Annotated in this window: 19 protein-coding genes; 9 read left to right on the forward strand and 10 right to left on the reverse strand. The window is 69.9% G+C overall.

Annotated elements, in window-relative coordinates:
* Positions 1-37: 37 nt before the first annotated feature.
* From ACEYYH_RS17305 to ACEYYH_RS17315, 3 genes are all read right to left on the reverse strand, one after another.
* Positions 38-511 carry a GNAT family N-acetyltransferase gene (locus ACEYYH_RS17305; RefSeq protein ID WP_374975545.1) on the reverse strand — a complete coding sequence of 158 codons (474 nt, stop codon included), beginning with the start codon at positions 509-511 and terminating at the stop codon, positions 38-40.
* Positions 508-876, reverse strand: coding sequence for an HNH endonuclease (locus ACEYYH_RS17310; RefSeq protein WP_374975546.1), 369 nt, complete (start codon positions 874-876; stop codon positions 508-510). The genes ACEYYH_RS17305 and ACEYYH_RS17310 overlap by 4 nt, the downstream gene beginning before the upstream one ends.
* Positions 877-1,022: 146 nt before the next feature.
* Entirely contained in the window at positions 1,023-1,853 is an 831-nt protein-coding gene (locus tag ACEYYH_RS17315; protein ID WP_374975547.1) for a Cof-type HAD-IIB family hydrolase, read from the reverse strand.
* A gap of 123 nt (positions 1,854-1,976) precedes the next feature.
* On the opposite strand from ACEYYH_RS17315, the gene pgi reads away from it, so the two are divergent.
* Positions 1,977-3,656: a glucose-6-phosphate isomerase gene (pgi, locus tag ACEYYH_RS17320; protein ID WP_374975548.1), complete on the forward strand. Its 1,680-nt coding sequence runs from the start codon at positions 1,977-1,979 to the stop codon at positions 3,654-3,656.
* A 284-nt stretch (positions 3,657-3,940) separates the two neighbouring features.
* Here the strand turns inward: pgi and ACEYYH_RS17325 are convergent, their stop codons facing one another.
* Positions 3,941-6,046, reverse strand: coding sequence for a glucose PTS transporter subunit IIA (locus ACEYYH_RS17325; RefSeq protein WP_374975549.1), 2,106 nt, complete (start codon positions 6,044-6,046; stop codon positions 3,941-3,943).
* Positions 6,047-6,428: 382 nt separating this feature from the next.
* On the opposite strand from ACEYYH_RS17325, the gene ACEYYH_RS17330 reads away from it, so the two are divergent.
* Positions 6,429-7,322 (forward strand): phospholipase, encoded by an 894-nt coding sequence (locus tag ACEYYH_RS17330; protein ID WP_374975550.1) that lies wholly within the window; start codon positions 6,429-6,431, stop codon positions 7,320-7,322.
* A gap of 65 nt (positions 7,323-7,387) precedes the next feature.
* Here the strand turns inward: ACEYYH_RS17330 and ACEYYH_RS17335 are convergent, their stop codons facing one another.
* From ACEYYH_RS17335 to ACEYYH_RS17345, 3 genes are all read right to left on the reverse strand, one after another.
* On the reverse strand, positions 7,388-8,095 hold the full coding sequence (locus tag ACEYYH_RS17335) for a DUF899 domain-containing protein (protein WP_374975551.1): 708 nt from the start codon (positions 8,093-8,095) through the stop codon (positions 7,388-7,390).
* 537 nt (positions 8,096-8,632) lie between these two features.
* Positions 8,633-10,249, reverse strand: coding sequence for a cation acetate symporter (locus ACEYYH_RS17340; RefSeq protein WP_374975552.1), 1,617 nt, complete (start codon positions 10,247-10,249; stop codon positions 8,633-8,635).
* On the reverse strand, positions 10,249-10,617 hold the full coding sequence (locus ACEYYH_RS17345; protein WP_116195758.1) for a DUF485 domain-containing protein: 369 nt from the start codon (positions 10,615-10,617) through the stop codon (positions 10,249-10,251). The genes ACEYYH_RS17340 and ACEYYH_RS17345 overlap by 1 nt, the downstream gene beginning before the upstream one ends.
* Before the next feature lie 181 nt (positions 10,618-10,798).
* On the opposite strand from ACEYYH_RS17345, the gene ACEYYH_RS17350 reads away from it, so the two are divergent.
* The 4 genes from ACEYYH_RS17350 to ACEYYH_RS17365 are packed head-to-tail and all read left to right on the forward strand — an operon-like array spanning position 10,799 to position 14,665.
* On the forward strand, positions 10,799-12,037 hold the full coding sequence (locus ACEYYH_RS17350; RefSeq protein WP_374975553.1) for a sensor histidine kinase: 1,239 nt from the start codon (positions 10,799-10,801) through the stop codon (positions 12,035-12,037).
* The gene (locus ACEYYH_RS17355) at positions 12,034-12,777 is read left to right on the forward strand and encodes a LytR/AlgR family response regulator transcription factor (protein WP_374975554.1); all 744 of its coding nucleotides are present in this window, start codon (positions 12,034-12,036) and stop codon (positions 12,775-12,777) included. Before ACEYYH_RS17350 ends, ACEYYH_RS17355 begins: the two co-directional genes overlap by 4 nt.
* A complete protein-coding gene (locus ACEYYH_RS17360) occupies positions 12,774-13,187 on the forward strand; it encodes a DUF485 domain-containing protein (protein WP_374975555.1) in 414 nt (137 codons plus the stop codon). Before ACEYYH_RS17355 ends, ACEYYH_RS17360 begins: the two co-directional genes overlap by 4 nt.
* A complete protein-coding gene (locus ACEYYH_RS17365; RefSeq protein WP_374975556.1) occupies positions 13,184-14,665 on the forward strand; it encodes a cation acetate symporter in 1,482 nt (493 codons plus the stop codon). Before ACEYYH_RS17360 ends, ACEYYH_RS17365 begins: the two co-directional genes overlap by 4 nt.
* 33 nt (positions 14,666-14,698) lie before the next feature.
* Here the strand turns inward: ACEYYH_RS17365 and ACEYYH_RS17370 are convergent, their stop codons facing one another.
* Positions 14,699-16,498 (reverse strand): DUF2207 domain-containing protein, encoded by a 1,800-nt coding sequence (locus ACEYYH_RS17370; RefSeq protein WP_374975557.1) that lies wholly within the window; start codon positions 16,496-16,498, stop codon positions 14,699-14,701.
* Between the two features lie 42 nt (positions 16,499-16,540).
* On the opposite strand from ACEYYH_RS17370, the gene ACEYYH_RS17375 reads away from it, so the two are divergent.
* Complete coding sequence (locus ACEYYH_RS17375) at positions 16,541-16,981, forward strand: MarR family winged helix-turn-helix transcriptional regulator (protein ID WP_374975558.1); 441 nt, start codon at positions 16,541-16,543, stop codon at positions 16,979-16,981.
* Positions 16,982-17,132: 151 nt separating this feature from the next.
* On the opposite strand, the gene ACEYYH_RS17380 is transcribed toward ACEYYH_RS17375, so the two are convergent.
* Together ACEYYH_RS17380 and ACEYYH_RS17385 are read right to left on the reverse strand one after the other, a co-directional pair.
* Positions 17,133-17,867, reverse strand: coding sequence for an ABC transporter permease (locus ACEYYH_RS17380; RefSeq protein WP_374975559.1), 735 nt, complete (start codon positions 17,865-17,867; stop codon positions 17,133-17,135).
* Positions 17,864-18,688 carry an ABC transporter ATP-binding protein gene (locus tag ACEYYH_RS17385; RefSeq protein WP_374975560.1) on the reverse strand — a complete coding sequence of 275 codons (825 nt, stop codon included), beginning with the start codon at positions 18,686-18,688 and terminating at the stop codon, positions 17,864-17,866. Before ACEYYH_RS17385 ends, ACEYYH_RS17380 begins: the two co-directional genes overlap by 4 nt.
* Before the next feature lie 62 nt (positions 18,689-18,750).
* On the opposite strand from ACEYYH_RS17385, the gene ACEYYH_RS17390 reads away from it, so the two are divergent.
* Together ACEYYH_RS17390 and ACEYYH_RS17395 are read left to right on the forward strand one after the other, a co-directional pair.
* Positions 18,751-19,935, forward strand: a complete 1,185-nt coding sequence (locus tag ACEYYH_RS17390) for a low temperature requirement protein A (protein WP_374975561.1) — start codon at positions 18,751-18,753, stop codon at positions 19,933-19,935.
* Between the two features lie 39 nt (positions 19,936-19,974).
* Complete coding sequence (locus ACEYYH_RS17395; protein ID WP_374975562.1) at positions 19,975-20,559, forward strand: thymidine kinase; 585 nt, start codon at positions 19,975-19,977, stop codon at positions 20,557-20,559.
* Positions 20,560-20,587 lie beyond the last annotated feature (28 nt).

Raw genomic sequence — 20,587 nt, forward strand, 5'->3', positions numbered from 1 at the left:
CCGAAGCACGCGGGCCGCTTCCCATTCCGCGCGATGTCTACAGCTGCGGCGGGGTCCAGACGAGAGTGTGACCGGTCGCGGTGAACGTTTCGTTACCGGCGAGCTTGCCGGTCGTGGTCGACTCGAGCACGAAGCCTAGCGCCTCGTAGAAGTCCCGCGCGGCGTTGCCGTCGAGCACCTCGAGCTCGACCCGCCCGCCGGAGCGCGCGACGAAGTGCTCGACGAGCGCTCGACCGATCCCGCGGCGGTAGAGGCCGGGGTCGACGTAGATCCAGGTGATCTCACCGCCGTCGACTCCCACGCTTCCGGCGATGAAGCCCGCGACCGCGCCATCAGCCTCGGCGACCCAGACCTCGTCGTCGAAGAGCCCCTCGTTCTCGTACGTGGCCGCGAGGTCGAGATAGGCCTCGAGAAGGCCGGCACCCCGCAGCTCGTCGAGCCGGGCGGTGTCGTGGATGCGCTGGATGTCGTCCCAGTCAGAGCTCTCGTACGGACGGATGCTGACGCTCATGCTGTCTCCTGCGGCACCGACGCGGTTCCGCGCCATGCGGCGAGCACCTCGACGTGACGCAGCAGGAACGCCCGCTCATCGAGCCGCTTGCGGCGCAGCCACCCCGTCACCTCGTCGTTGCTCTTGCTCGCGTTGCACGACCGGCACGCCGGTACGACGTTCTCGAACGTGTAGCGGCCACCGCGCGAGATCGGCAGCACGCAGTCCTTCTGGAACGGACCCGCGGCCATGCCGCAGTAGGCGCACGCACCCCATGCTTCGACGAGAGCCTCCCACTCGTCGAGCGTGAGGTCGTTGTCGGCGGCGGCCACCCGGCGCGCGCGGCGCCGCGCGGCGCGGGCACGCCTGGTCTGACTCAGCGCCATACCCGGAGCCTATTCCCCGCCGGAGGCACGGCGTCGTCGACCCACCGCCCGCGCGTCGACATCGTGCGTTGTCGCCGAGGTGACACGCTACGCACGCGCGGATCGCGTCGTCTCGGCGAGAACGTACGATCGCGGCGCTCGGGGGCTCAGGCGACCGGGTCGGGCACGCCGTCGAGGAGCTTCCCGATCGTCGTGATCACGCCGTACTCCAGGTTCGAGGGCGCGCGGTAGCGCGCGCGGGCAGCGACGTCCGGATGCGCGTTGGCCATCGCGAACGAGAGGGACGCGGCATCCATCATCTCGAGGTCGTTGAGGTAGTCGCCGAACACCGCGGTCTGCTCGGGCGTGATGCCGGTCGCCGCCTGCAGCCGCCGCAGTGCGACGCCTTTATTGACGCCCTGGTTCATGACGTCGATCCAGTGCTCGCCCGAGACGACCACCTGGTGGGTCGCGCGGAGGTCCTCGAGCGCGGGAGCCGTGGCCGCGGCATCGGCGAAGTCGAAGATCGCGACCTTGAGGATCTGGTCGTCGACCGCGAGCAGGTCGGGTACCGCCTCCAGGCGCGCGTAGTACTTCTGGGCCTCGGAGAGGAAGGCGCCATCGGCGCGCTCGACGTACGCGGAGCGTTTGCCGCACACCACGACGCCGAGGTCGCGCCCGGCTGCGGCGAGCGCACGCAGGCGCGTGACGAGGGACGCCGTGAACGCGGCATCCATCGCGTCCGAACTGATCTCGGTGTCGCCCTCGACGACGTACGCGCCGTTCTCGGCGATGAACACCATGTCGTCGAGGTGCTCGGCGAACGCCCGTTGGAGGGTCGCGAGCTGCCGTCCACTCGCGGGCGCGAAGCGGATGCCGTCCGCGTGCAGGCGGTCGAGCAGCGGCCAGAGTGCTTCGGGTATGCGGCCGTGGCCGTCGAGCAGGGTGCCGTCCATGTCGACGGCGATGAGGCGCAGGTCGGGCGAAGGGAAAGGCATGGTGCCTCCACCATACGTTCGGCTTCCTGAACGCCCGGCGGGATGCCTGCCTCACAACGGTGGCGGGACGACGGTGAGTAACGCGTAACCAAAGCGCGCACCCGCGCGGGTACCTTGGGGTTCGTGACAGCTCCCATCGATGCCACCACCACGTCCGCCTGGTCCGAGCTCAGCTCGATCCGCGACTCGTTCGCCCCCGATCTGCGCGACTGGTTCGCCATCGATCCGCGTCGCGCCGAGCGCCTCAGCTTCGAGCTCGCCGACCTGCACGTCGACCTGTCGAAGAACCTCGTGACCGACGAGATCCTCGCGTCGCTCGTGAAGCTCGCTGAGCAGACCGGCGTCGCCGAGCGCTACGCCGCGATGGTCGCCGGCGAGCACATCAACACCACCGAGGACCGCGCGGTGCTCCACACTGCGCTCCGCCGCCCGTCCGGCGCCGAGCCCCCTCTTGTCGTCGACGGCCAGGACATCGACGCCGACGTGCAGGCCGTGCTGGAGAGCATGACTGCCTTCGCCGACCGCGTGCGCTCAGGCGAGTGGAAGGGCGTGACCGGAAAGAAGGTCACACACATCGTCAACATCGGCATCGGCGGCTCCGACCTCGGCCCCGTCATGGTGTCAGCCGCCCTGGAGCCCTACGCGACCGCCGGCATCCAGGCCCGCTTCGTGTCGAACATCGACCCGTTCGACATCGCGAACAAGACCAAGGGCCTCGACCCCGAGACCACGCTCTTCATCGTCGCGTCGAAGACGTTCACGACGCTCGAGACCCTGACCAACGCGCGCCTCGCGCGCGACTGGCTGTGGGCGGGCCTCACGGCGTCGGGCGCGATCGACGGGTCGGACGAGGCGAAGACGGATGCCGTCGCCCACCATTTCGTCGCCGTGTCGACCGCTCTCGACAAGGTGGCGGCATTCGGCATCGACACCGACAACGCCTTCGGCTTCTGGGATTGGGTGGGCGGCCGCTACTCGGTGGACTCCGCCATCGGCCTGTCGCTCATGATCGAGCTCGGCCCCGACGTCTTCCGCGAGCTGCTCGCCGGCTTCCACGCCGTCGACGAGCACATGGCGAACACGCCGCTCGAGCGCAACGTTCCCGTGCTGATGGGCCTCCTCAACGTCTGGTACTCGAACTTCCTCGGCGCGCAGTCGCACGCGGTTCTCCCCTACGCCCAGCAGCTCTCGCGCTTCGCCGCGTACCTGCAGCAGCTGACGATGGAGTCCAACGGCAAGTCCGTCCGCTGGGACGGCACCCCGGTGACGACCGACACCGGCGAGGTCTTCTGGGGTGAGCCCGGCACGAATGGGCAGCACGCGTTCTACCAGCTGATCCACCAGGGCACGCGCCTCATCCCCGCCGACTTCATCGCGTTCGCGAACCCCGCGTACGCGCTCGAGGACGGCGGCCGCGACGTACACGGCCTGTTCCTGTCGAACTTCCTCGCGCAGACCAAGGCCCTCGCCTTCGGCAAGACCGCCGAGGAGGTCGAGGCCGAGGGCACCACCGGCGCCCTCGTCGCCGCGCGCACCTTCGCGGGCAACAAGCCGACGACGTCGATCTTCGCGCCGGCCCTCACGCCGGCGGTGCTCGGGCAGCTCGTCGCGCTGTACGAGCACATCACCTTCACGCAGGGCGTGATCTGGGGCGTCAACTCGTTCGACCAGTGGGGCGTCGAGCTCGGCAAGCAGCTGGCCCTGCAGATCGCGCCCGCCATCGAGGGCGACGAGGCCGCCATCGCGGCGCAGGACGCCTCGACCCGGGCGCTCCTCGCCTACTACGCGCAGCACCGCAAGTAACGCGCACGACGTCGGACGGGGCGGATGCCGGGGCCTCCGGCATCCGCCCCGTTCTGCTGTCCGCGAATCTTGGCGAGTCGCCGAACAACTCCGATCCCGGTGCGAATCCTTGGCGAGTCGGGGAAACCTGCCCCTCCGCGGAGTTCTTGGCGAGTCGCCAGATCGCGCGCCAGAGGCGCCGGTTTCTGGCGAGTCGCCAAGACGGGTGCGTACTGCACGTGGTTGGTGAGGGGGGACGGATGCTGCGGCCCGGCGCAGTGCGCCGGGCGGCAGCATCCGTTCCCCTACTCCTTCGGGTCGACCGTGATCAGCGAGCCGCCGACGGCGATCTCGCCCTCGAGCACCGGCGACACCTCGCCGAAGTCGTCGGCGTTCAGCACGATCACCGGGGTGATGAGCGGGTATCCGGCCTTCTCGATCACCGCGCGGTCGAAAGTGACCAGCGGGGTGCCGAGCTCGACGCGGTCGCCGTTCTTGACCTTGACGTCGAACCCTTCGCCCTTGAGGTTGACGGTGTCGATGCCGACGTGGATCAGGAGTTCCACACCGCCGTCGAGAACGATGCCGAACGCGTGCCCGGTGGGTTGGGCCGCCGCGATCACGCCCGCGCCGGGCGAGAACACCGTGTCGCCGACCGGCTCGATGGCGGCGCCCGGACCCATGACCCCTCCGGCGAACACCGGGTCGGGCACCTCCGACAGCGGCACGACCTTGCCCGCCAGCGGCGACAGCACCTCGATCGAGGCCTTCTCGAGCACCGCGGTCGCCACGGGGACGGCCGCCGCAGCCGGGGCGGCCTCGGACGCGTCGATCGTGCGCGGCTCGCTCGCCTCGACGACGGCCGGAGCCACGTGCTCGGCCGCCGCCGCTGCCTCGGCCGCGTCGCGCGCCGCCTCGAACTCGGCCTGCTGCTCGGGGGTGCGGAAGTTCGACCAGATCACCAGGAACATCGAGGTGAAGAACGCGAGGCCGATCGCGATCGCGTACAGCCCCGTCGGCTGGAACGCCGGGATCGTCAGCAGCGACGTGAAGACGAAGGCCTGGGTGGTGACGCCGTTCTCCAGGCCCATCACCAGACTCCCGATGCCGATCGTCAGGCCGCCGACGAAGCAGCCCACGAGCATGCGCGGGTAGATGCGCTTGAACCGCAGATGGATGCCGTACAGCGACGGCTCCGAGATGCCGCCGAGGAGACCTGCCGCGAGGGCGCCGGTCGAGGTCTGCCGCATCTGGGTGTCGCGATGACGGAGTGAGAGCACGAGCACGCCGGCGGTCGCGCCGAAGCACGCGAAGTTCCAGGCGCCCATCGGGCCCTGGATGAAGTCGTACCCGAGCGTCTGGATGTTCAGGAGCATGATCGCGTTGATCGGCCAGTGGAGGCCGAGCGGCACCATGAACGGGTAGGCGAGCGGGATCACGATCGCGAAGATGAACGGCGAGAAGCTGTTGATCGCGGCGAGGGCCTGCGCCAGGACCGCGCCGACGTAGACGCCGATCGGCCCGATCACGAAGGCCGTCAGCGGCATCATGACCAGCATCGCGAAGAACGGCACGAAGATGAGCTGCAGGTTGGCCGTGATGATCCTCCGCAGCAGCTTGTACAGCGGGCCCAGCACCGCCGCCATGAGCAGCGGCGGGAACACCTGGGAGCTGTAGTTCGCGATCGGCATCGGGATGCCGAAGACCGGGACGATCGCGACCTGCGCGGCCTCGATTCCGAACAGCGCCGTCGGCTCGACGTCCTGGGCGAGCGCCGTGAAGCCCGGGAGCATGAGCACCGCCATGATCGCGAAGCCCACCCACGGATCCGCGCCGACCTTCTTCGTGGCGTTGTAGGCGACCATGAGCGGCAGGAAGACGAAGACGCTCTGCCACATCAGGTTGATGAACGCCCACGACGGATCCAGCGTGACACCGGGGGCGTTCCAGTCCGGGATCACGTCGAGCGTCGCCATGAGCGCCATGAACGTGATGAAGAACGAGGCGCCGAGCAGAGCCCCCAGGATCGGGCGGAACGAGTCCGACAGGAACTCGAACAGCGAGTCGATCCACGCGACCTTCCCGCGCACGCCCTTCGCGCGCTCGCGCGCTTTGATCGAGTCGATGTCGTCGGCGTCGGATGCTGCGGCCCCGCCGCCGCCCTTCATCTCGGGCAGCGCCATGATGTCGTTGTAGACGTTCTGCACGCCGCCGCCGATGACGACCTGGAACCGCTCGCCGGCCTGCGGCACGGCGCCCATGACTCCGGGGATCGCCTCGACCGTCTTGCTGTCGACACCGGACGCGTCGCGGAGCTGGAATCTGAGCCTGGTCGCGCAATGCGTGAGGCTCTCGATGTTGCCGGCGCCGCCGACGGCCTTGACGATGTCTGCTGCGGACGATGTGGCCATGGATCTCTCCTTCGCGAGATGTCGTGCGCGCACCGACGACGCACCGCACCACGCCGTGCCCCGTCGAGCGCAACGCTAGCGGTCGCATGAAGGCGCGTGAAACACCCACGCCAGGACTTTCCGTCACGGATGCTGCGCCCCGTCGTCGTGCGGCGTGGGCCGCTGCGACGACGGCCGTCGGAGTCAGGCAGATCGAGCCGCGTGAGAGATTTCTCATACTCCGATCAGGCCTTTCCCGGAAAAGCGCTCTCACGTGGCGTCCAGGAAATCACCGGGAACCGTCCAGACACGATGAGGCAGACTCGGGGGCTTGTGCGTCCGACCCGACGACGCACGGGCGCCGGCACCCGCGGCGCGAAACCCGAAGGATCGTACGTTCGTCATGCATTCAGACACCTCACTCACGCCTGCCCGCCGCTCACGCCGCCGCTTCTTCGTGCCCGCCGTCGCCACCGGAGCCGCCCTCGGCGTGCTCCTCACGACCGGCCTCACGCTCGCTTCTCCGGCCCTCGCGGCGGCCGCACCGCTGGCCGCCTCGGCCATCGCCTCGGCGGCGGCTCCTGAAGCCACCGCCGACTCGTTCCGCGAGATCCGCGCCGATGCGCAGGGCACCCTTCTCTCGGCCCGTGTCGCTCTGAGCGACGCCGCCGCGGTCACCACCGACATCGCCGCCGCCGGCCTCGACCTGGGCATCGGAGACACCTCTGTCGACACCGCCGCCCTCGAGCAGGCGGCCGATCGCCTCACGAAGCTCGACGTCGTTCCGATGCTCCTGGTTCCGGGACTCACCTCTGACGTCAGCGGCGCCACCGAGACGGTGAAGGCCCGCGTGACCGAGCTCCGCGAGCACCTCGTCGCCGCCCAGGAGAAGGAGGCCGCGGAAGAGGCGGCCGCTGCCGCCGCCGCTGCTGCGGCCGCCGAGGCGCAGCGCCAGGCGGAGGCTGCCGCCGCTCTCGCCGCCGCGAACACCCCCGAGGGCGCCAGGGCGACCGCACGCCAGATGGCCGCGTCGCAGTACGGCTGGGGCGCCGACCAGTTCTCGTGCCTCGAGTCGCTCTGGACCAAGGAGTCCGGCTGGAACTACCAGGCCTACAACTCCGGCAGCGGTGCGACGGGCATTCCGCAGTCGCTCCCCGGCAACAAGATGGCCAGCGCCGGCGCCGACTGGCAGACCAACGCCGCCACCCAGATCGCGTGGGGCCTCGGGTACATCGCCGGGTCGTACGGCACGCCGTGTGCCGCGTGGGGCCACTCGCAGGCCACCGACTGGTACTGATCAGTCGCCCGATGTGAAACGGATGCCGCACCCCGGCCGCAGACTCGGGGTGCGGCATCCGTTCGCTATGCGTGCGTGTGAGCGCCCGGGCCGTACAGTTCCGCCACCTTCTGCGACGTGAACCATCCGTCGAACGTGTCCGTCTTCGGCCAGCCTTCGGGAGAGTCCTGCCACTCCTCCTGGCGGCCGTACGGGAGCACGTCGATGAGCGGGAACGTGTGGCTCAGCTGCTCGGTGCCGCGGCCGTTCGTGTGCCACGTGCGGTACACGGTGTCGCCATCACGGAGGAAGACGTTGACCGCGAACCCGCCGCCGGCCGGCGCGTCCACGTCGGCACCGAACGAGCTGCCGGCGGTGGAGAACCAGTCCATGCGGTTGCCGGTGCGCTCCTTGTACTCGAGCGCCTCGTCGATCGGCCCCTGCGTCACGATGACGAAGCGGGCGTCGTAGGCGTCGAGGAAGTCGAGCCGCGTGAACTGCGACGTGTACCCGGTGCAGCCCGGGCAGTGCCACTCCTTGCCCTCGAACCACATGTGGTTGTACACGATCAGCTGCGACTTGCCCTCGAAGACGTCGACGAGGCGCACCGGGCCGTACTCGCCCATCAGGGTGTAGTCGGGCAGCTCGACCATCGGCAGTCGTCGACGCTGTGCGGCGATGGCGTCGAGTTCGTGCGTCGCCGCCTTCTCGCGCACGCGAAGCTCTTCGAGCTCGCGGCGCCACGTCTCGGCATCGACGACGGGCGGGCGAGCGTTCTGGGTCGTGCTCTGCATCGGAACCTCCGAGTGTGCGAGTGCGTATGTTCACACTGTACACATCTGGATCCCGCGGTCAAGAGGCTTCGATCGAAGCGATGAGCGAGCCCTCAGGAAATCGATCACGGAAACATAACAGCGAACTCTTGCCAGCGTTATCTGGCCGTTATAGAGTGCTTGCACGGTAGTTGTTTTGCTGTGGCAGCTGCCGACATGTGATTGCAGGACACTCTTGGTGCAAGGGACAAGGGCCGGTCGGTAGCCTCTCCGACCGGCCCTTACTTTTCCCGTTCGACCTGCCAATCCGTCACCGTCCGCCATCTCGCGGGCGACGCTCCTCGACACGCGCGCGCACTGCGGTCACGCGGCGCCTCAGAAGATCACGAAAAGATCACAGCAAACCCTTGCCAGCGTTATCTCACCGTTATAGAGTCGTGTGCACGGTAGCTGTTTTGCTGTGGCAGCCACCGGCATGTGATTGCAGGACACTCTTGGTGCAAGGGACAAGGGCCGGTCGGTAGCCTCTCCGACCGGCCCTTACTCTTGCCCTGAGTTCTAGTGGCTGACCGCCTTCTCGGCGCCGATGCCGGTGAGCGAGCGCACCTCCATCTCGGACTGCTTCTTGGGGTCCTCCGGCGTCTTGTCGAGCACGCTCACGATCCAGCCCAGGAAGAAGGCGAGCGGGATCGAGACGATGCCCGGGTTCGACAGCGGGAACCACGCGAAGTCGATCGCCTCGGTCTTCAGCATCGACGTCTCGGAGCCCGAGACGACCGGCGAGAAGACGATGAGCACGATGGCCGAGGTGAGGCCGCCGTACATGCTCCACAGTGCACCCTTGGTGGTGAACCGCTTCCAGAACAGCGAGTAGACGATCGTCGGCAGGTTCGCGGAGGCCGCGACGGCGAACGCGAGCGCCACGAGGAACGCGACGTTCTGACCGTTCGCGCCGATGCCGCCGATGATCGCGACGATGCCGATGATGACCACCGTGCGGCGCGCGACCTTGACCTCGGCGCCCGGCTCGGGCTTGCCCTTCTTCACGACCGACGCATAGATGTCGTGCGCGAACGACGCCGCCGCGGTGATCGTGAGGCCGGCGACGACCGCGAGGATCGTCGCGAACGCGATCGCCGAGATGAGACCGAGCAGCAGCGGTCCGCCGAGCGAGAACGCGAGCAGCGGCGCCGCCGAGTTCGGGCCGCCAGGAGCCGCGGCGATGACCGCCGGGCCGACGAGCGCGGCCGCACCGTAGCCGAGCACGAGCGTGAAGACGTAGAAGATGCCGATGAGCCAGATGGCCCACACCACCGACTTGCGCGCCTCCTTGGCCGTCGGCACCGTGTAGAAGCGCATCAGCACGTGCGGCAGCGCCGCGGTGCCGAGCACGAGTGCGAGACCCAGCGACAGGAAGTCGATCTTCGAGGTGTCGGACACGCCGTACTTGAGGCCCGGGTCGAGGATCGCGGGGTTCTCTGCGACGGCGACGGCCTGGTCGAGCAGCGCCGAGAAGTCGAAGCCGTTGAGCGCCAGCACCCACACGGTCATCACGCCGGCGCCCGCGATGAGCAGCACCGCCTTGATGATCTGCACCCACGTGGTGCCCTTCATGCCACCGATGAGCACGTAGAGGATCATCAGCGCGCCCACCACGGTGATGACGACGGCCTGGCCGAGCTGGTCGCCGATGCCGAGCAGCAGCGACACGAGGCCGCCGGCGCCCGCCATCTGCGCGAGCAGGTAGAAGAAGCACACGACGAGGGTGGTGGTCGCGGCCGCGATGCGCACCGGGCGCTGCTTGAGGCGGAACGACAGCACGTCGGCCATCGTGAACTTTCCGGTGTTGCGCAGCAGCTCGGCGACGAGCAGGAGCGCCACGAGCCACGCGACGAGGAAGCCGATGGAGTAGAGGAACCCGTCGTAGCCCGTCATCGCGATCGCACCGACGATGCCGAGGAACGACGCCGCCGACAGGTAGTCGCCCGCGATCGCGGAGCCGTTCTGACCGCCGGTGAACGAGCGCCCGGCGGCGTAGTAGTCGGCGGCCGTCTTGTTGTTCCGGCTGGCGCGGAACACGATCACCATCGTGACCGCGACGAACGCGCCGAAGATGGCGATGTTGAGCCAGGGCTCGCCGGGCGACGTCGTCGCCGCCTCTGTGAAGTGTCGCATCAGCGCGCCTCCTCGGTCTTCTCGAACTCGCCGATCTCGATCTCGTCGCGGATCTCCTCCGCGAGCGGGTCGAGGCGCTTGTTGGCGTAGTGGACGTACCAGGTCGTCACGGCGAAAGTCGTGACGACCTGCGCCATGCCGAGGATCATCGCGACGTTGACACTGCCGAACACCCGGATCGACATGAAGTCGTGGGCGTAGCTGGCGAGGAGGACGTACGCGAAGTACCAGGCCAGGCACGCGCCCAGCACCGGGAAGACGAAGCTCCGATGCGTGCGCCGGAGCCGTTGGAATTCGGGTGATGCTTGGACCGCGCCGTAGTCGACCTCTGCGAGGTTCGTCGCGGCGCTGGGGGCTTCGTTGCCCATGGCGTCTCTCCTTCGAGGGGGGTCGGCGCGCCCCGTCGGCCGCGCCGCTGCGTCAGCAGTGCGACCATGCTCGTCTTCGCCCGGTGGGGCCGGGGGCCGTCGCCGTTCGTCGTCGGTGAACGGCGCCCACGGTGCGACGAACGGCGGCCGCCCGGCGACGAACGACGGCTACGCTGGCCGCATGCCCGAGTCGATGCTGCTCGCCGCTGCCGCCGGCGTCCTCGCCGGGGCACTCGCGGTCGGCGTCGTGATCCTGCTCCGGCGCATCGTGGTGGCATCGAAGGAGCTCGGCACCGACGTCGAGCAGGCGACGTATCAGACGCTTCACCTCGCGAGCCGCGCTGCGAAGCACCTGCGCGGCGGCATCTCGGAGGGCGACGCGACCCGCGCCGGACGCCACCTCAAAGCCCTCCTCGGGTGCGAGACGCTCGCGCTCGTCGACCCGTCCGGTCACGTGATCGTAGAAGGGGACGACGCCGTGCGCGAGCTCGCCGGCCGGCTGGCCGCCGAGGCGCGTGCGTCAGGTCGCACGCAGATGCAGCGGCGTGCACGGATCGGCGAACGGGAGACGGATGCTGTCGCCGCGCCGATCCTCGCCGGCGGAGTGCCCGCGGGGGCCATCGTCGCGTTCGCGCCGCGCGTGCGGGCCGGCCTCGTGCGCGCCACCGGCGAGGTGGCTGACTGGGTCGCGGCCCAGGTGGAGCTCGGCGAGCTCGATGCCTCGAGGGCCGCGCTCGCCGAGGCAGAGGTGCGCGCGCTCCGCGCGCAGATCAGCCCGCACTTCATCTACAACTCGCTCAACGCCATCGCGTCGTTCATCAACACCGACCCGGCGAAGGCACGCGACCTCGTGCTCGAGTTCGCCGACTTCACGCGGTACTCGTTCCGCCGGCACGGCGACTTCACCACCGTCGCCGAGGAGCTCCGCTCGATCGACAGCTACCTGAAGCTCGAGCGCGCGCGGTTCGGCGACCGCCTGAAGGTGACCCTGCAGATCGCTCCCGAGGTGCTGTCGACGGTCGTGCCGTTCCTGTCGATCCAGCCGCTCGTCGAGAACGCGGTGCGCCACGGGCTCGAGGGCAAGGAGGGCGGCGGGCGCATCACGATCGAGGCATCCGATCAGGGGGCGTTCGCCGAGATCAGCGTCGAGGACGACGGCGTCGGCATCGACCCGGTCGTGCTCGAGCGGGCTCTCGCCGGCGGCGCTCCGGGCGAGCACGTGGGCCTGCGCAATGTCGACGCGCGGCTCCGGCAGGTGTACGGCGACGAGCACGGTCTCGTCGTCGAGACGAATGTCGGCGCGGGCACCCTGGTGCGCATGCGGGTGCCGAAGTCGCAGCCCGGCCGGGTCGCGGCATCCACCGGTCCGGTCCGTGCGACGGCCACCCTCGAGCGCGGCGAGGGGAGGCGCGACCCATGATCTCCGTGCTCATCGCGGACGACGAGCAGCCCGCGATCGATGAACTCGCGTTCCTGCTCGGGCAGGATCCGCGCATCGGCGTCATCCATCAGGCGTCGTCGGGTGCCGAGGCGATCCGGCTGCTCACGCGCGAGAGCGTCGACGCCGCGTTCCTCGATATCCACATGCCCGGTCTCAGCGGGTTCGACCTCGCCCGCGCGCTGCAGCGGTTCGAGCGCCGGCCCGCCCTGGTCTTCGTGACCGCGGACGAAGAGAGCGCGCTCGAGGCCTTCGACCTCGCCGCGGTCGACTACCTGCTGAAGCCGGTGCGCACGGAGCGGCTGCATCGATCGATCACGCGCGTCATCGAGGCGATGAAAGCGCAGGCTGCGCCGGCGACGGATGCTGCGGCCGCCGCGCAGGCGGAGCTCATCGCCGTGACGCTCGGCGGGACGACGCGCATGATCCGCCGCGACGAGGTGCGCTACGTGCAGGCGCAGGGCGACTACGCGCGGCTGCACACCGAGGAGGCGAGCTACCTGGTGCGGGTGCCGATGGCGGATCTCGAGCGGCAGTGGGCCGATGCGTTCGTGCGCATCCACCGCTCGTATCTGGTCGCGATCCCGCACCTCGCCCGGCTGCGCCTGGGCGGCGACCACCCCAGCGTCACGGTCGGCGGGGCGGAGCTGCCGGTGAGCCGGCGCTGCCTGCCGGCGCTCCGGGAGCGGCTGGAGTCGACGACGATCCGGCCGCGCGCATGACCGCGAGCGACGGCGGCACCCCGCCGGACCGGCACCCGCCCGCGCCGGGCCGAGTGCGCGTGACGGCTCCGCACGCCGGCTCGGCCGCAGCATCCGTCCGCTCCGCATCGTCGCAGGCGGACGGAGGGCCCACGAGCGACATCGCCGGCGTGTACGTGCGCTCGCTCATCCGCTCGCAGCTGCGGCTCGGGATCGTGTTCGCGCTCGGATTCGTGGTCGCCACCGCGCTGTTCGTGCTGGCCGTCGCGCTGGCACCCGAGCTCGACTCCACCTTCGTCATCGGCGTGCCACTGTCGTGGCTGCTCCTCGGGGCGGGCGTGTACCCGCTCGCCATCACCGTCGGCGGGCTCTACGTGCGCGCGGCGTCGCGCAACGAGGCGCGGTACCGCGCACTCGCGGAGGACGAGTGAACCCCGCCATCGGCTACTTCGCCATCGCCGCTGTGGCGGTGGCGTCGGCGCTCATCGGCTTCTACGGCCTGCGGGTGTCCCGCACCACGAGCGACTTCTACGTCGCGAGCCGCACGGTGCGGCCGTGGTGGAACGCGTCGGCGATCGGCGGGGAGTACCTGTCGGCGGCGTCGTTCCTCGGCATCGCCGGACTCATCCTGCTGACGGGATCGGCGGCGCTGTGGTTCCCGATCGGCTACACCGCGGGCTACCTCATGCTGCTGCTGTTCGTGGCCGCGCCGCTGCGCCGCTCGGGCGCGTACACGATCCCCGACTTCACCGAGGCGCGGCTCGAGTCGCTGTGGGCGCGCCGCGTCACGAGCACGCTCGTGATCGTCATCGGCTGGTTCTACATCGTGCCGCAGCTGCAGGGCGCGGCCCTCACCGTGCGGATCACGACGGGGCTCCCCGCGTGGGTGGGCTCCCTCGCCGTCGCCGTCATCGTGGCGGTGGTCGTGGCGGCGGGCGGCATGCGCTCGATCACGTTCGTGCAGGCGTTCCAGTTCTGGCTGAAGCTCACCGCGCTCGCGATCCCGGTGGTCGCGATCCTGCTGCTCATCGGCGACGTGCAGCCCGTGCTGCCGCCGATCGAGGCGTTCCCGGCGAGCGCGGGCCCCGGCGACCTCGAGGTCTACCGCACGGTGTCGCTCATGGTGGCGCTGCTGCTGGGCACCCTGGGACTCCCCCACGTGCTCGTGCGGTTCTACACGAACCCCGACGGCGTCGCCGCACGCCGCACGACGGTCATCGTGCTCGTGCTGCTGTCGGTGTTCTACCTGTTCCCCACCGCCTTCGGATTCCTCGGGCGGGCGTTCGCTCCCGACCTGGCGCAATCGGGCGACGCCGACGCGCTCATCCTCCTCCTCCCCGGCCGGCTCATCTCCGGGCCGCTCGGCGACGTGCTGACCGCCCTCGTCATCGCGGGAGCCTTCGCGGCGTTCCTCTCCACCTCGTCGGGTCTCGTCGTCTCGCTCGCCGGCGTGATCAGCCAGGACCTGCTGGGCGGGAGCGTGCGCGGCTTCCGCATCGCCGCGGTGCTGTCGTCGTTCGTCCCCCTGGTCGTGGCGCTCGCCACCGAGCCGGCGGGGCTCGCCGGCAGCGTGGGCCTGGTCTTCGCGTTCACCGCGTCGACGCTGTGCCCCGTGCTGCTGCTCGGCATCTGGTGGCGCGGGCTCACCGCGCGCGGCGCCATCGCGGGCATGCTCACCGGCGCGGTGCTCTCCGGCGTCGCGATCCTGGGGGGCGGCCTCCTCTCGGCCGGGCTTCCCGCTCTTCGTCCGTTCCTCGACCAGCCCGCCGCGTGGACCGTCCCGATCGCGGTGCTCGTGACCGTGCTCGTCTCGCTCGGCGATCGCCGCGGCATCCCACGCGGCACGGACCGGTTCCTCACGCGGCTGCACGTGCCCGAACCGACGGCCCCTCACCCCCGCGAAGGCTGAACCCGCGACCCGGGGCGGGTCGCAGCATCCGTGTCAGACGCCGCCGCCCCCTCCGCCGCCGCCGCCACCGCCCGCGGAGCCGCCACCCGAGGACCCGCCGGAGGACGACGAGGAGGAGGCCGATGTCGACAGGTTCGAGATCCCGGCCGAGAAGGCCGCGGCGTTGAAGCCGCTCGACCCCGCGTACCAGCCCGGCGAGTTGCCGGCCCCGTACAGCACCACCAGTTCTTCGGCCCACTTCTTCTCCTGGCCGAACACCACGGCGTACGGCAGCAGCGTCTCGTACAGCTTCAGCTTCACGCGGGGGTCGGACACGTCGACGAACTCCCGCTCGGCGCCCTGCGGCGACTGCAGCATGCGGATGCGATCGGCCTCGGCCCACTCGATGAACTGCTTGAGCCCGAGCAGGTGGTCGCGAGCCTCGGCGCCCGTGGCGGTCAGCGGCTTGCGCGACACCATCCCGGCGACGAGGAGAGTGACGAGCACCGCCGCGATGATCAGCAGGATCGGCACCCATGGCGTCACGTAGCCCACGAGTGCGCCGATGCCGAAGAGCAGCACCAGTAACGAGGAGCCGATCGCGACGACGAGCGGCCACGCCCGCGCGCTCAGTGGCACCTTGCGTCGCAGCCCCCGGGACGACAGTTCCGACGACGCCGCCTTCAGCACCTTCTGCGCCGTCGTCGAGAACCTCGTGTCGCTGCGGCCGAACTCGAATTCCTCACCCGGGAAGCCCAGCGGGAAGAGGCCGGGCAGCAGCATCCGTCCATCCCCGTCGGCCAGTGACGGGTTCACGAGCACGGCCTTCAGCTTCGTGCCGCCGAACCACCTGCGCGGGCCCTCTTCGATACGGATGCTGCCGACCACCGCCTGCTCGAGAACCTCGGCGGGGATCGCCTTCGTGGTGCGGCCGAGCAGCACGGCGCTCTCGAGGGCATCGATGCCGCGCGGCGGCGTGTACTCCGCGATGATGACGGGCCGGCCGGGCTCGTCGCGGAGGTGGCGTCGGCGCGTGACGGCAGCGAGCACGACCGCGGTGCCCAGCCCGAGCACGGCGACTCCGCTCTGCAGCCACCCCCACGGCGACGCCAGGAAGCCCGGATCGAACTGGATGAACGTGTCCGGGTCGAATCCGATCGCGATCGTCATCGTCTGGTACGGCTGCACGTTCTCGACGGACGCCACGACTGCGCCGTCGGCATCTTCGATCGGGCAGGTCTGAGTCGAGCTCTGGTAGCCGACGTAGCAGGCCTGCGCGCCGGTGCGCGCGCCGGCGAGGTCGTCGGGCATGGTCACGCGCGCGGTGATGCGGCCGAACGGCTGCGGCCAGGCGACGCCGTTGACGTCCCAGTAGAACTCGTCGGCGCCGGTGTCGGCGAAGTACCGCGTGACGTTGTCGAGCGTGTAGGTGAAGACGTACGTCTGGCGGCCGTGCACGTAGTCGTCGGCCCGCGAGGTCATCCAGTAGAAGCCGTCCTCGGACTCCGTCTCCTCGGCGCGGGGCGCGCCGTTCTCGTCCGTGATCGAGACGAGCTCAGGGTGCAGCGGCGCACCCTGATAGCTCTCGGGGATGATGCGCCGCATACCCCGGTTCTGATCGAAGTCGGGGAAGATCGCGACGAACGTCTCGACGACCGTCAGGGTGCTCGTGCCGTCTTCGGCGCGGCCGAGCTGATACTCGACATCGAGGCTCTCGAACGAGAAGTCGTCCACGCCCGCGTGCGCCGGGCCGGGGTTCAGGCCGGCGAGCAGGGCGCCGGCGAGCACCGCCAGCACCAGACCCGCGACTCCGAGACGACGCGCGCGCGATGACGCGACTGCAGAAGACGCCATGGGGCCAGCCTAGAGTCGATGAGAGGCTCTAATCTGGACGCTATGACCGATCGCCGTCTCGCCATCGACGCGTGGGAGAGTCTCTTCCGTGCGCAGCACGAGGTGTTCGGCGACATCAACGAAGACTTCGACGACGAGACGCTGAGTCAGGCCGAGTACGACGTGCTCCTCACGGTCACCCGCGGCGAAGACCTCACCGCGCGCCTGCGCGACGTCACCGCCAACATGCTCATCAGCCAGCCGAGCGTGTCCCGCCTCGTCGACCGCATGGTCACTCGCGGGCTGCTCACCAAGTGCGCCGACCCCGACGACGGGCGCGGGGCGCTCGTGCACGCGACGGATGCCGGGGCCTCGCTGTTCCGTCGCATCGCCAGTGCCCACGGCAGGGCCATCGCCGAGCGGATGTCGCTCCTCTCGGACGACGAGCTCTGCCAGCTGCGCGACCTCACCGCGAAGCTGCGGAAGAAGCAGCCCAGCTGCTGACCCCCGTCCCGGTCGTCGAGCGAGTGACGCCCACCCCGGTCGTCGAGCGAGTAACGCCCACCCCGGTCGTCGAGCGCGTAACCCCCGCCCCGGTCGTTGAGCGAGCGAGGAACGAGCGAGTCGAAACGCGCGCCGGACCCTCAAGCAACTCCTAGGGCGTCCGCCGCCGCAACGTGAGCGACGCGAGGATCAACGCACCCACCGCGAACGCGACCACGATGAGCAGCGGCCCGAAGACCTCCCAGCCCTCTTCGCCGCCGGTGACCGCGTTGATGGTGTCGATCGCATAGCTGAGCGGCAGGATCTTCGAGATCTGGTACAGCGCCTCGGGCATGTCCTCGCGGGGCATGAACAGCCCGCCGAGGATGATCTGCGGGAACACGATCAGCGGCATGAACTGCACCGCCTGGAACTCGGTGCGTGCGAACGCACTTGCCAGCAGCCCCAGCGCGGTGCCGAGGATCGCGTCCACGACCGCGACGAGGCCGAGCTGCCACAGCGGACCCTCGACCTCGAGATCGCACACCCACACCGCGAAGGTCACCGTGATGACCGCCTGCAGCGTCGCCATCAGCCCGAACGCCAGTCCGTATCCGACGATGAAGTCGGCCTTCGCGATCGGCGTCGTCATCAGCCGTTCGAGGGTTCCCGACCGGCGCTCGCGGAGCGTCGTGATCGACGTGATCAGGAACATCACGATGAACGGGAACAACGCCAGGATCGGGCCCCCGAACTGGTCGAACACGCCCTCCTGGTCGCTGAACAGCCACGCGAACAGCCCGACGAGCAGGCTGGGTGCGACCAGCATGAGCGCGATGGAGCGCGGGTCGTGGCTGAGCTGCCGCAGCACCCGCCCGGCGGTCGCGAGCGTCAGCACGCCGTTCATGAGGCGCTCCCGTGGTGGGGGTGCTCCGCGTGCGCGGCCTGTTCGCGCGCTTCGCGGCGGGTGAGCGGATGCTGCGCCTCTGCCTCTGCCCGCGGCTGCGCGTCGCGCTCGATGAGCGTGAGGAAGGCAGCATCCGGATCCGTCGTCCCGGTGTCGGCGAAGAGGCCGTCGGGTGTGGTGTCGGCGATGATGCGGCCCGCGCGCATGAGCACGAGGCGGTCGCAGCGGAGGGCTTCGTCCATGACGTGGCTCGAGACGACGAGCGTCGCCCCGGCGTCGGCGAGGCCGCGGAAGACCTCCCACAGCTCGGCGCGCAGCACCGGGTCGAGGCCGACGGTGGGCTCGTCGAGAACGAGCAGCTCGGGAGCGCCGAGCATTGCGACCGCGAGCGAGACGCGGCTCTCCTGTCCGCCGGAGAGCGAGTCGATGGTCTGGTCGCGCTGATCGGCGAGGCCCACCTGCTCGATGACCCGGTCGACATCGGTGCGGGGCGCGTCGACGAGCCGCGCGAAGTAGCGCAGGTTCTGCTGGATCGTGAGGTCGCCGTACACCGACGCCGCCTGGGTGTCGTACGCGACCCGCTTGCGCAGCGCACTCGAGCCCGCGGGCTCGCCGAGCACCGTCACGTCGCCGCCGGCCACCTTCTGCACGCCCACGATGGCGCGCATGAGCGTCGTCTTGCCGCACCCCGATGGGCCGAGGAGCCCGGTGATCTGTCCGCGCGGGATGTCGAGATCGAATCCCGTGAACACCTCGGTCTTCCCGCGCCGGACGTGCAGACCACGCACGCTCACCGCATCCGTCCCCGCGCTGTTCGCCACGTGTTGAATAGTGCTCTCGCGCCACCCCATCGTCAACGAGACGCGCGGTGACAGGATGGGGCATGCCCTTCGGGATGACCCGGAACGTGATGAGGCCGACGGACGCGCCGCACGCCGATCGCGTGACGTACATCGAGCTGTTCTTCGATCTCGTGTTCGTGTTCGCGCTGACGCAGCTGTCGGCGTACCTGTACGAGAATCAGAGTCCCCTCGGAGTCTTCGAGGGCGTGATCATGGTGTGCGCGCTGTGGTGGGCGTGGGTGTCGACGACCTGGGTGACGAACTGGCTCGACCCGGTGACGCTGCCGGTTCGGGGTGCCATCATCGGACTCGCCTTCGTCTCGCTGGTCATGAGCGTCTCGATCGCCGAATCGTTCGGCGAGCGGGCGTGGGCGTTCGCGATCGCGTACGTCGTGCTGCAGGTCGGGCGCACGGCGTTCATCGTGTGGGCGACGGCTCGCCACGATCCGGCCGTGTCCAGAGACTTCACCGCGGTGCTCGCGTGGACGGTCGCGAGCGCCGTCTTCTGGGTCATCGGCGCACTGTTGCCGCTCGCCTGGCAGCTGCCGCTGTGGACGATCGCGCTCGGGATCGAACTCGCGGGGACGCTCCTCGCCTTCCCCGTCCCCGGCCTCGGCAAGGTACGCCTCGACCGCTGGGATCTCTCGGGCCCGCACATCGCCGAGCGGACCTCGCTGTTCGTCCTCATCGCCCTCGGCGAGGGCATGCTCGTCACGGGCTTCGTCTTCGCCGAGACCGAGTCGTCCGCGGCATCCATCATCGCGCTCGTCGCCGCGTTCGCGACGGCCGCAGCGGCCTGGTGGATCTACTTCGACCACGGCGAGCGCGTCGGCGCCGAGGCCATCGAGTCGTCCGACGCGCCGGGTCGGCTGGCACGCACCGCCTACACCTGGATGCACCTGCCGATCGTGGCCGGCATCGTCGTGATCAGCGTGGGCGACAAGGACGCCCTCTCGCACCCGCACGCGCACGACCCCGCGGCCGCGATCGCGGTCATCGGCGGGCCGATGCTGTTCCTTGCGGGCACGGTGCTGTTCCGTCACCTGCTCGAACGGCGCTGGGCGCGCGCGCAGCTCGCGGGCCTGCTCGCGCTCGCGCTGCTCGCGGTCGCCGCGATCGTGCGCGACACGCTCACGCTGTCGATCGGCACCGCGATCGTGCTCGCGGGCGTGGCTGTCGGAGAGACGGTCGGGCGCGTGCGGCGCGGCCGCCGCGCGGGGGGCTGATCCTGCGCCCCGCACCCGTCCGGACGTAAGGTGGGCGGCATGCGGGCGACCAGGCCATCCCGGCTCCAGGTGGTGTGCGGGCCGATGTTCGCGGGCAAGTCGGAGGAGCTGCTGCGCCGCGTCCGCCGCGCGCGCATCGCGGGGCTCGAGGTCGAGGTGGTGAGCCATGTCCTCGACGACCGTCGCGGCGAGGGGCTCGTGAGCTCGCACTCGGGGTTGAGCGTGCCGTCCCGCTCGGTGCCCGACGTGTCCGCGCTCGTCTCCGGCGTGCAGGGCCGCGGCCTCGATCTCGTCGCGATCGACGAGGCGCAGTTCTTCGGCGCAGACCTCGTTCCCGCGGTCGACGAGCTGGTCGCCGGCGGGGTGACCGTCGTCGTGTCAGGGCTGTGCGTCACGTTCGACGGGCGGCCGTTCGAGCCGCTGCCCGCGCTGATGGCCATTGCCGAGGACGTACTCAAGCTCACCGCGGTGTGCGCGGTCTGCGGCGAGGACGCCGCGTTCCACCAGCGCATCGCCGCCGACGCCCCCGGAGACCCGCGCGTCCCGACCGTCGCGCAGGTCGGGGGCGTCGAGTCGTATCAGGCACGCTGCCGCCGGCACTTCACCGGCGGGGTCCGCCCGTAGACGACAGCGCGGATGCCCCGTCGCTCGG

The sequence above is a fragment of the Microbacterium trichothecenolyticum genome (assembly GCF_041938625.1).
In the GTDB taxonomy this organism is placed as follows: Bacteria; Actinomycetota; Actinomycetes; order Actinomycetales; family Microbacteriaceae; genus Microbacterium; species Microbacterium trichothecenolyticum_D.

Excerpts from the sequence above, each read along its gene's own strand:
- ACEYYH_RS17335 (WP_374975551.1), bottom strand. The coding sequence starts at position 8,095 with ATGCAGAGCACGACCCAGAACGCTCGCCCGCCCGTCGTCGATGCCGAG.
- ACEYYH_RS17340 (WP_374975552.1), bottom strand. The coding sequence starts at position 10,249 with ATGCGACACTTCACAGAGGCGGCGACGACGTCGCCCGGCGAGCCCTGG.
- ACEYYH_RS17390 (WP_374975561.1), top strand. The coding sequence starts at position 18,751 with ATGCCCTTCGGGATGACCCGGAACGTGATGAGGCCGACGGACGCGCCG.
- ACEYYH_RS17330 (WP_374975550.1), top strand. The coding sequence starts at position 6,429 with ATGCATTCAGACACCTCACTCACGCCTGCCCGCCGCTCACGCCGCCGC.
- ACEYYH_RS17360 (WP_374975555.1), top strand. The coding sequence starts at position 12,774 with ATGACCGCGAGCGACGGCGGCACCCCGCCGGACCGGCACCCGCCCGCG.
- ACEYYH_RS17370 (WP_374975557.1), bottom strand. The coding sequence starts at position 16,498 with ATGGCGTCTTCTGCAGTCGCGTCATCGCGCGCGCGTCGTCTCGGAGTC.
- ACEYYH_RS17380 (WP_374975559.1), bottom strand. The coding sequence starts at position 17,867 with ATGAACGGCGTGCTGACGCTCGCGACCGCCGGGCGGGTGCTGCGGCAG.
- ACEYYH_RS17325 (WP_374975549.1), bottom strand. The coding sequence starts at position 6,046 with ATGGCCACATCGTCCGCAGCAGACATCGTCAAGGCCGTCGGCGGCGCC.
- ACEYYH_RS17305 (WP_374975545.1), bottom strand. The coding sequence starts at position 511 with ATGAGCGTCAGCATCCGTCCGTACGAGAGCTCTGACTGGGACGACATC.
- ACEYYH_RS17345 (WP_116195758.1), bottom strand. The coding sequence starts at position 10,617 with ATGGGCAACGAAGCCCCCAGCGCCGCGACGAACCTCGCAGAGGTCGAC.
- ACEYYH_RS17355 (WP_374975554.1), top strand. The coding sequence starts at position 12,034 with ATGATCTCCGTGCTCATCGCGGACGACGAGCAGCCCGCGATCGATGAA.
- ACEYYH_RS17310 (WP_374975546.1), bottom strand. The coding sequence starts at position 876 with ATGGCGCTGAGTCAGACCAGGCGTGCCCGCGCCGCGCGGCGCCGCGCG.
- ACEYYH_RS17375 (WP_374975558.1), top strand. The coding sequence starts at position 16,541 with ATGACCGATCGCCGTCTCGCCATCGACGCGTGGGAGAGTCTCTTCCGT.
- ACEYYH_RS17350 (WP_374975553.1), top strand. The coding sequence starts at position 10,799 with ATGCCCGAGTCGATGCTGCTCGCCGCTGCCGCCGGCGTCCTCGCCGGG.
- ACEYYH_RS17315 (WP_374975547.1), bottom strand. The coding sequence starts at position 1,853 with ATGCCTTTCCCTTCGCCCGACCTGCGCCTCATCGCCGTCGACATGGAC.
- ACEYYH_RS17395 (WP_374975562.1), top strand. The coding sequence starts at position 19,975 with ATGCGGGCGACCAGGCCATCCCGGCTCCAGGTGGTGTGCGGGCCGATG.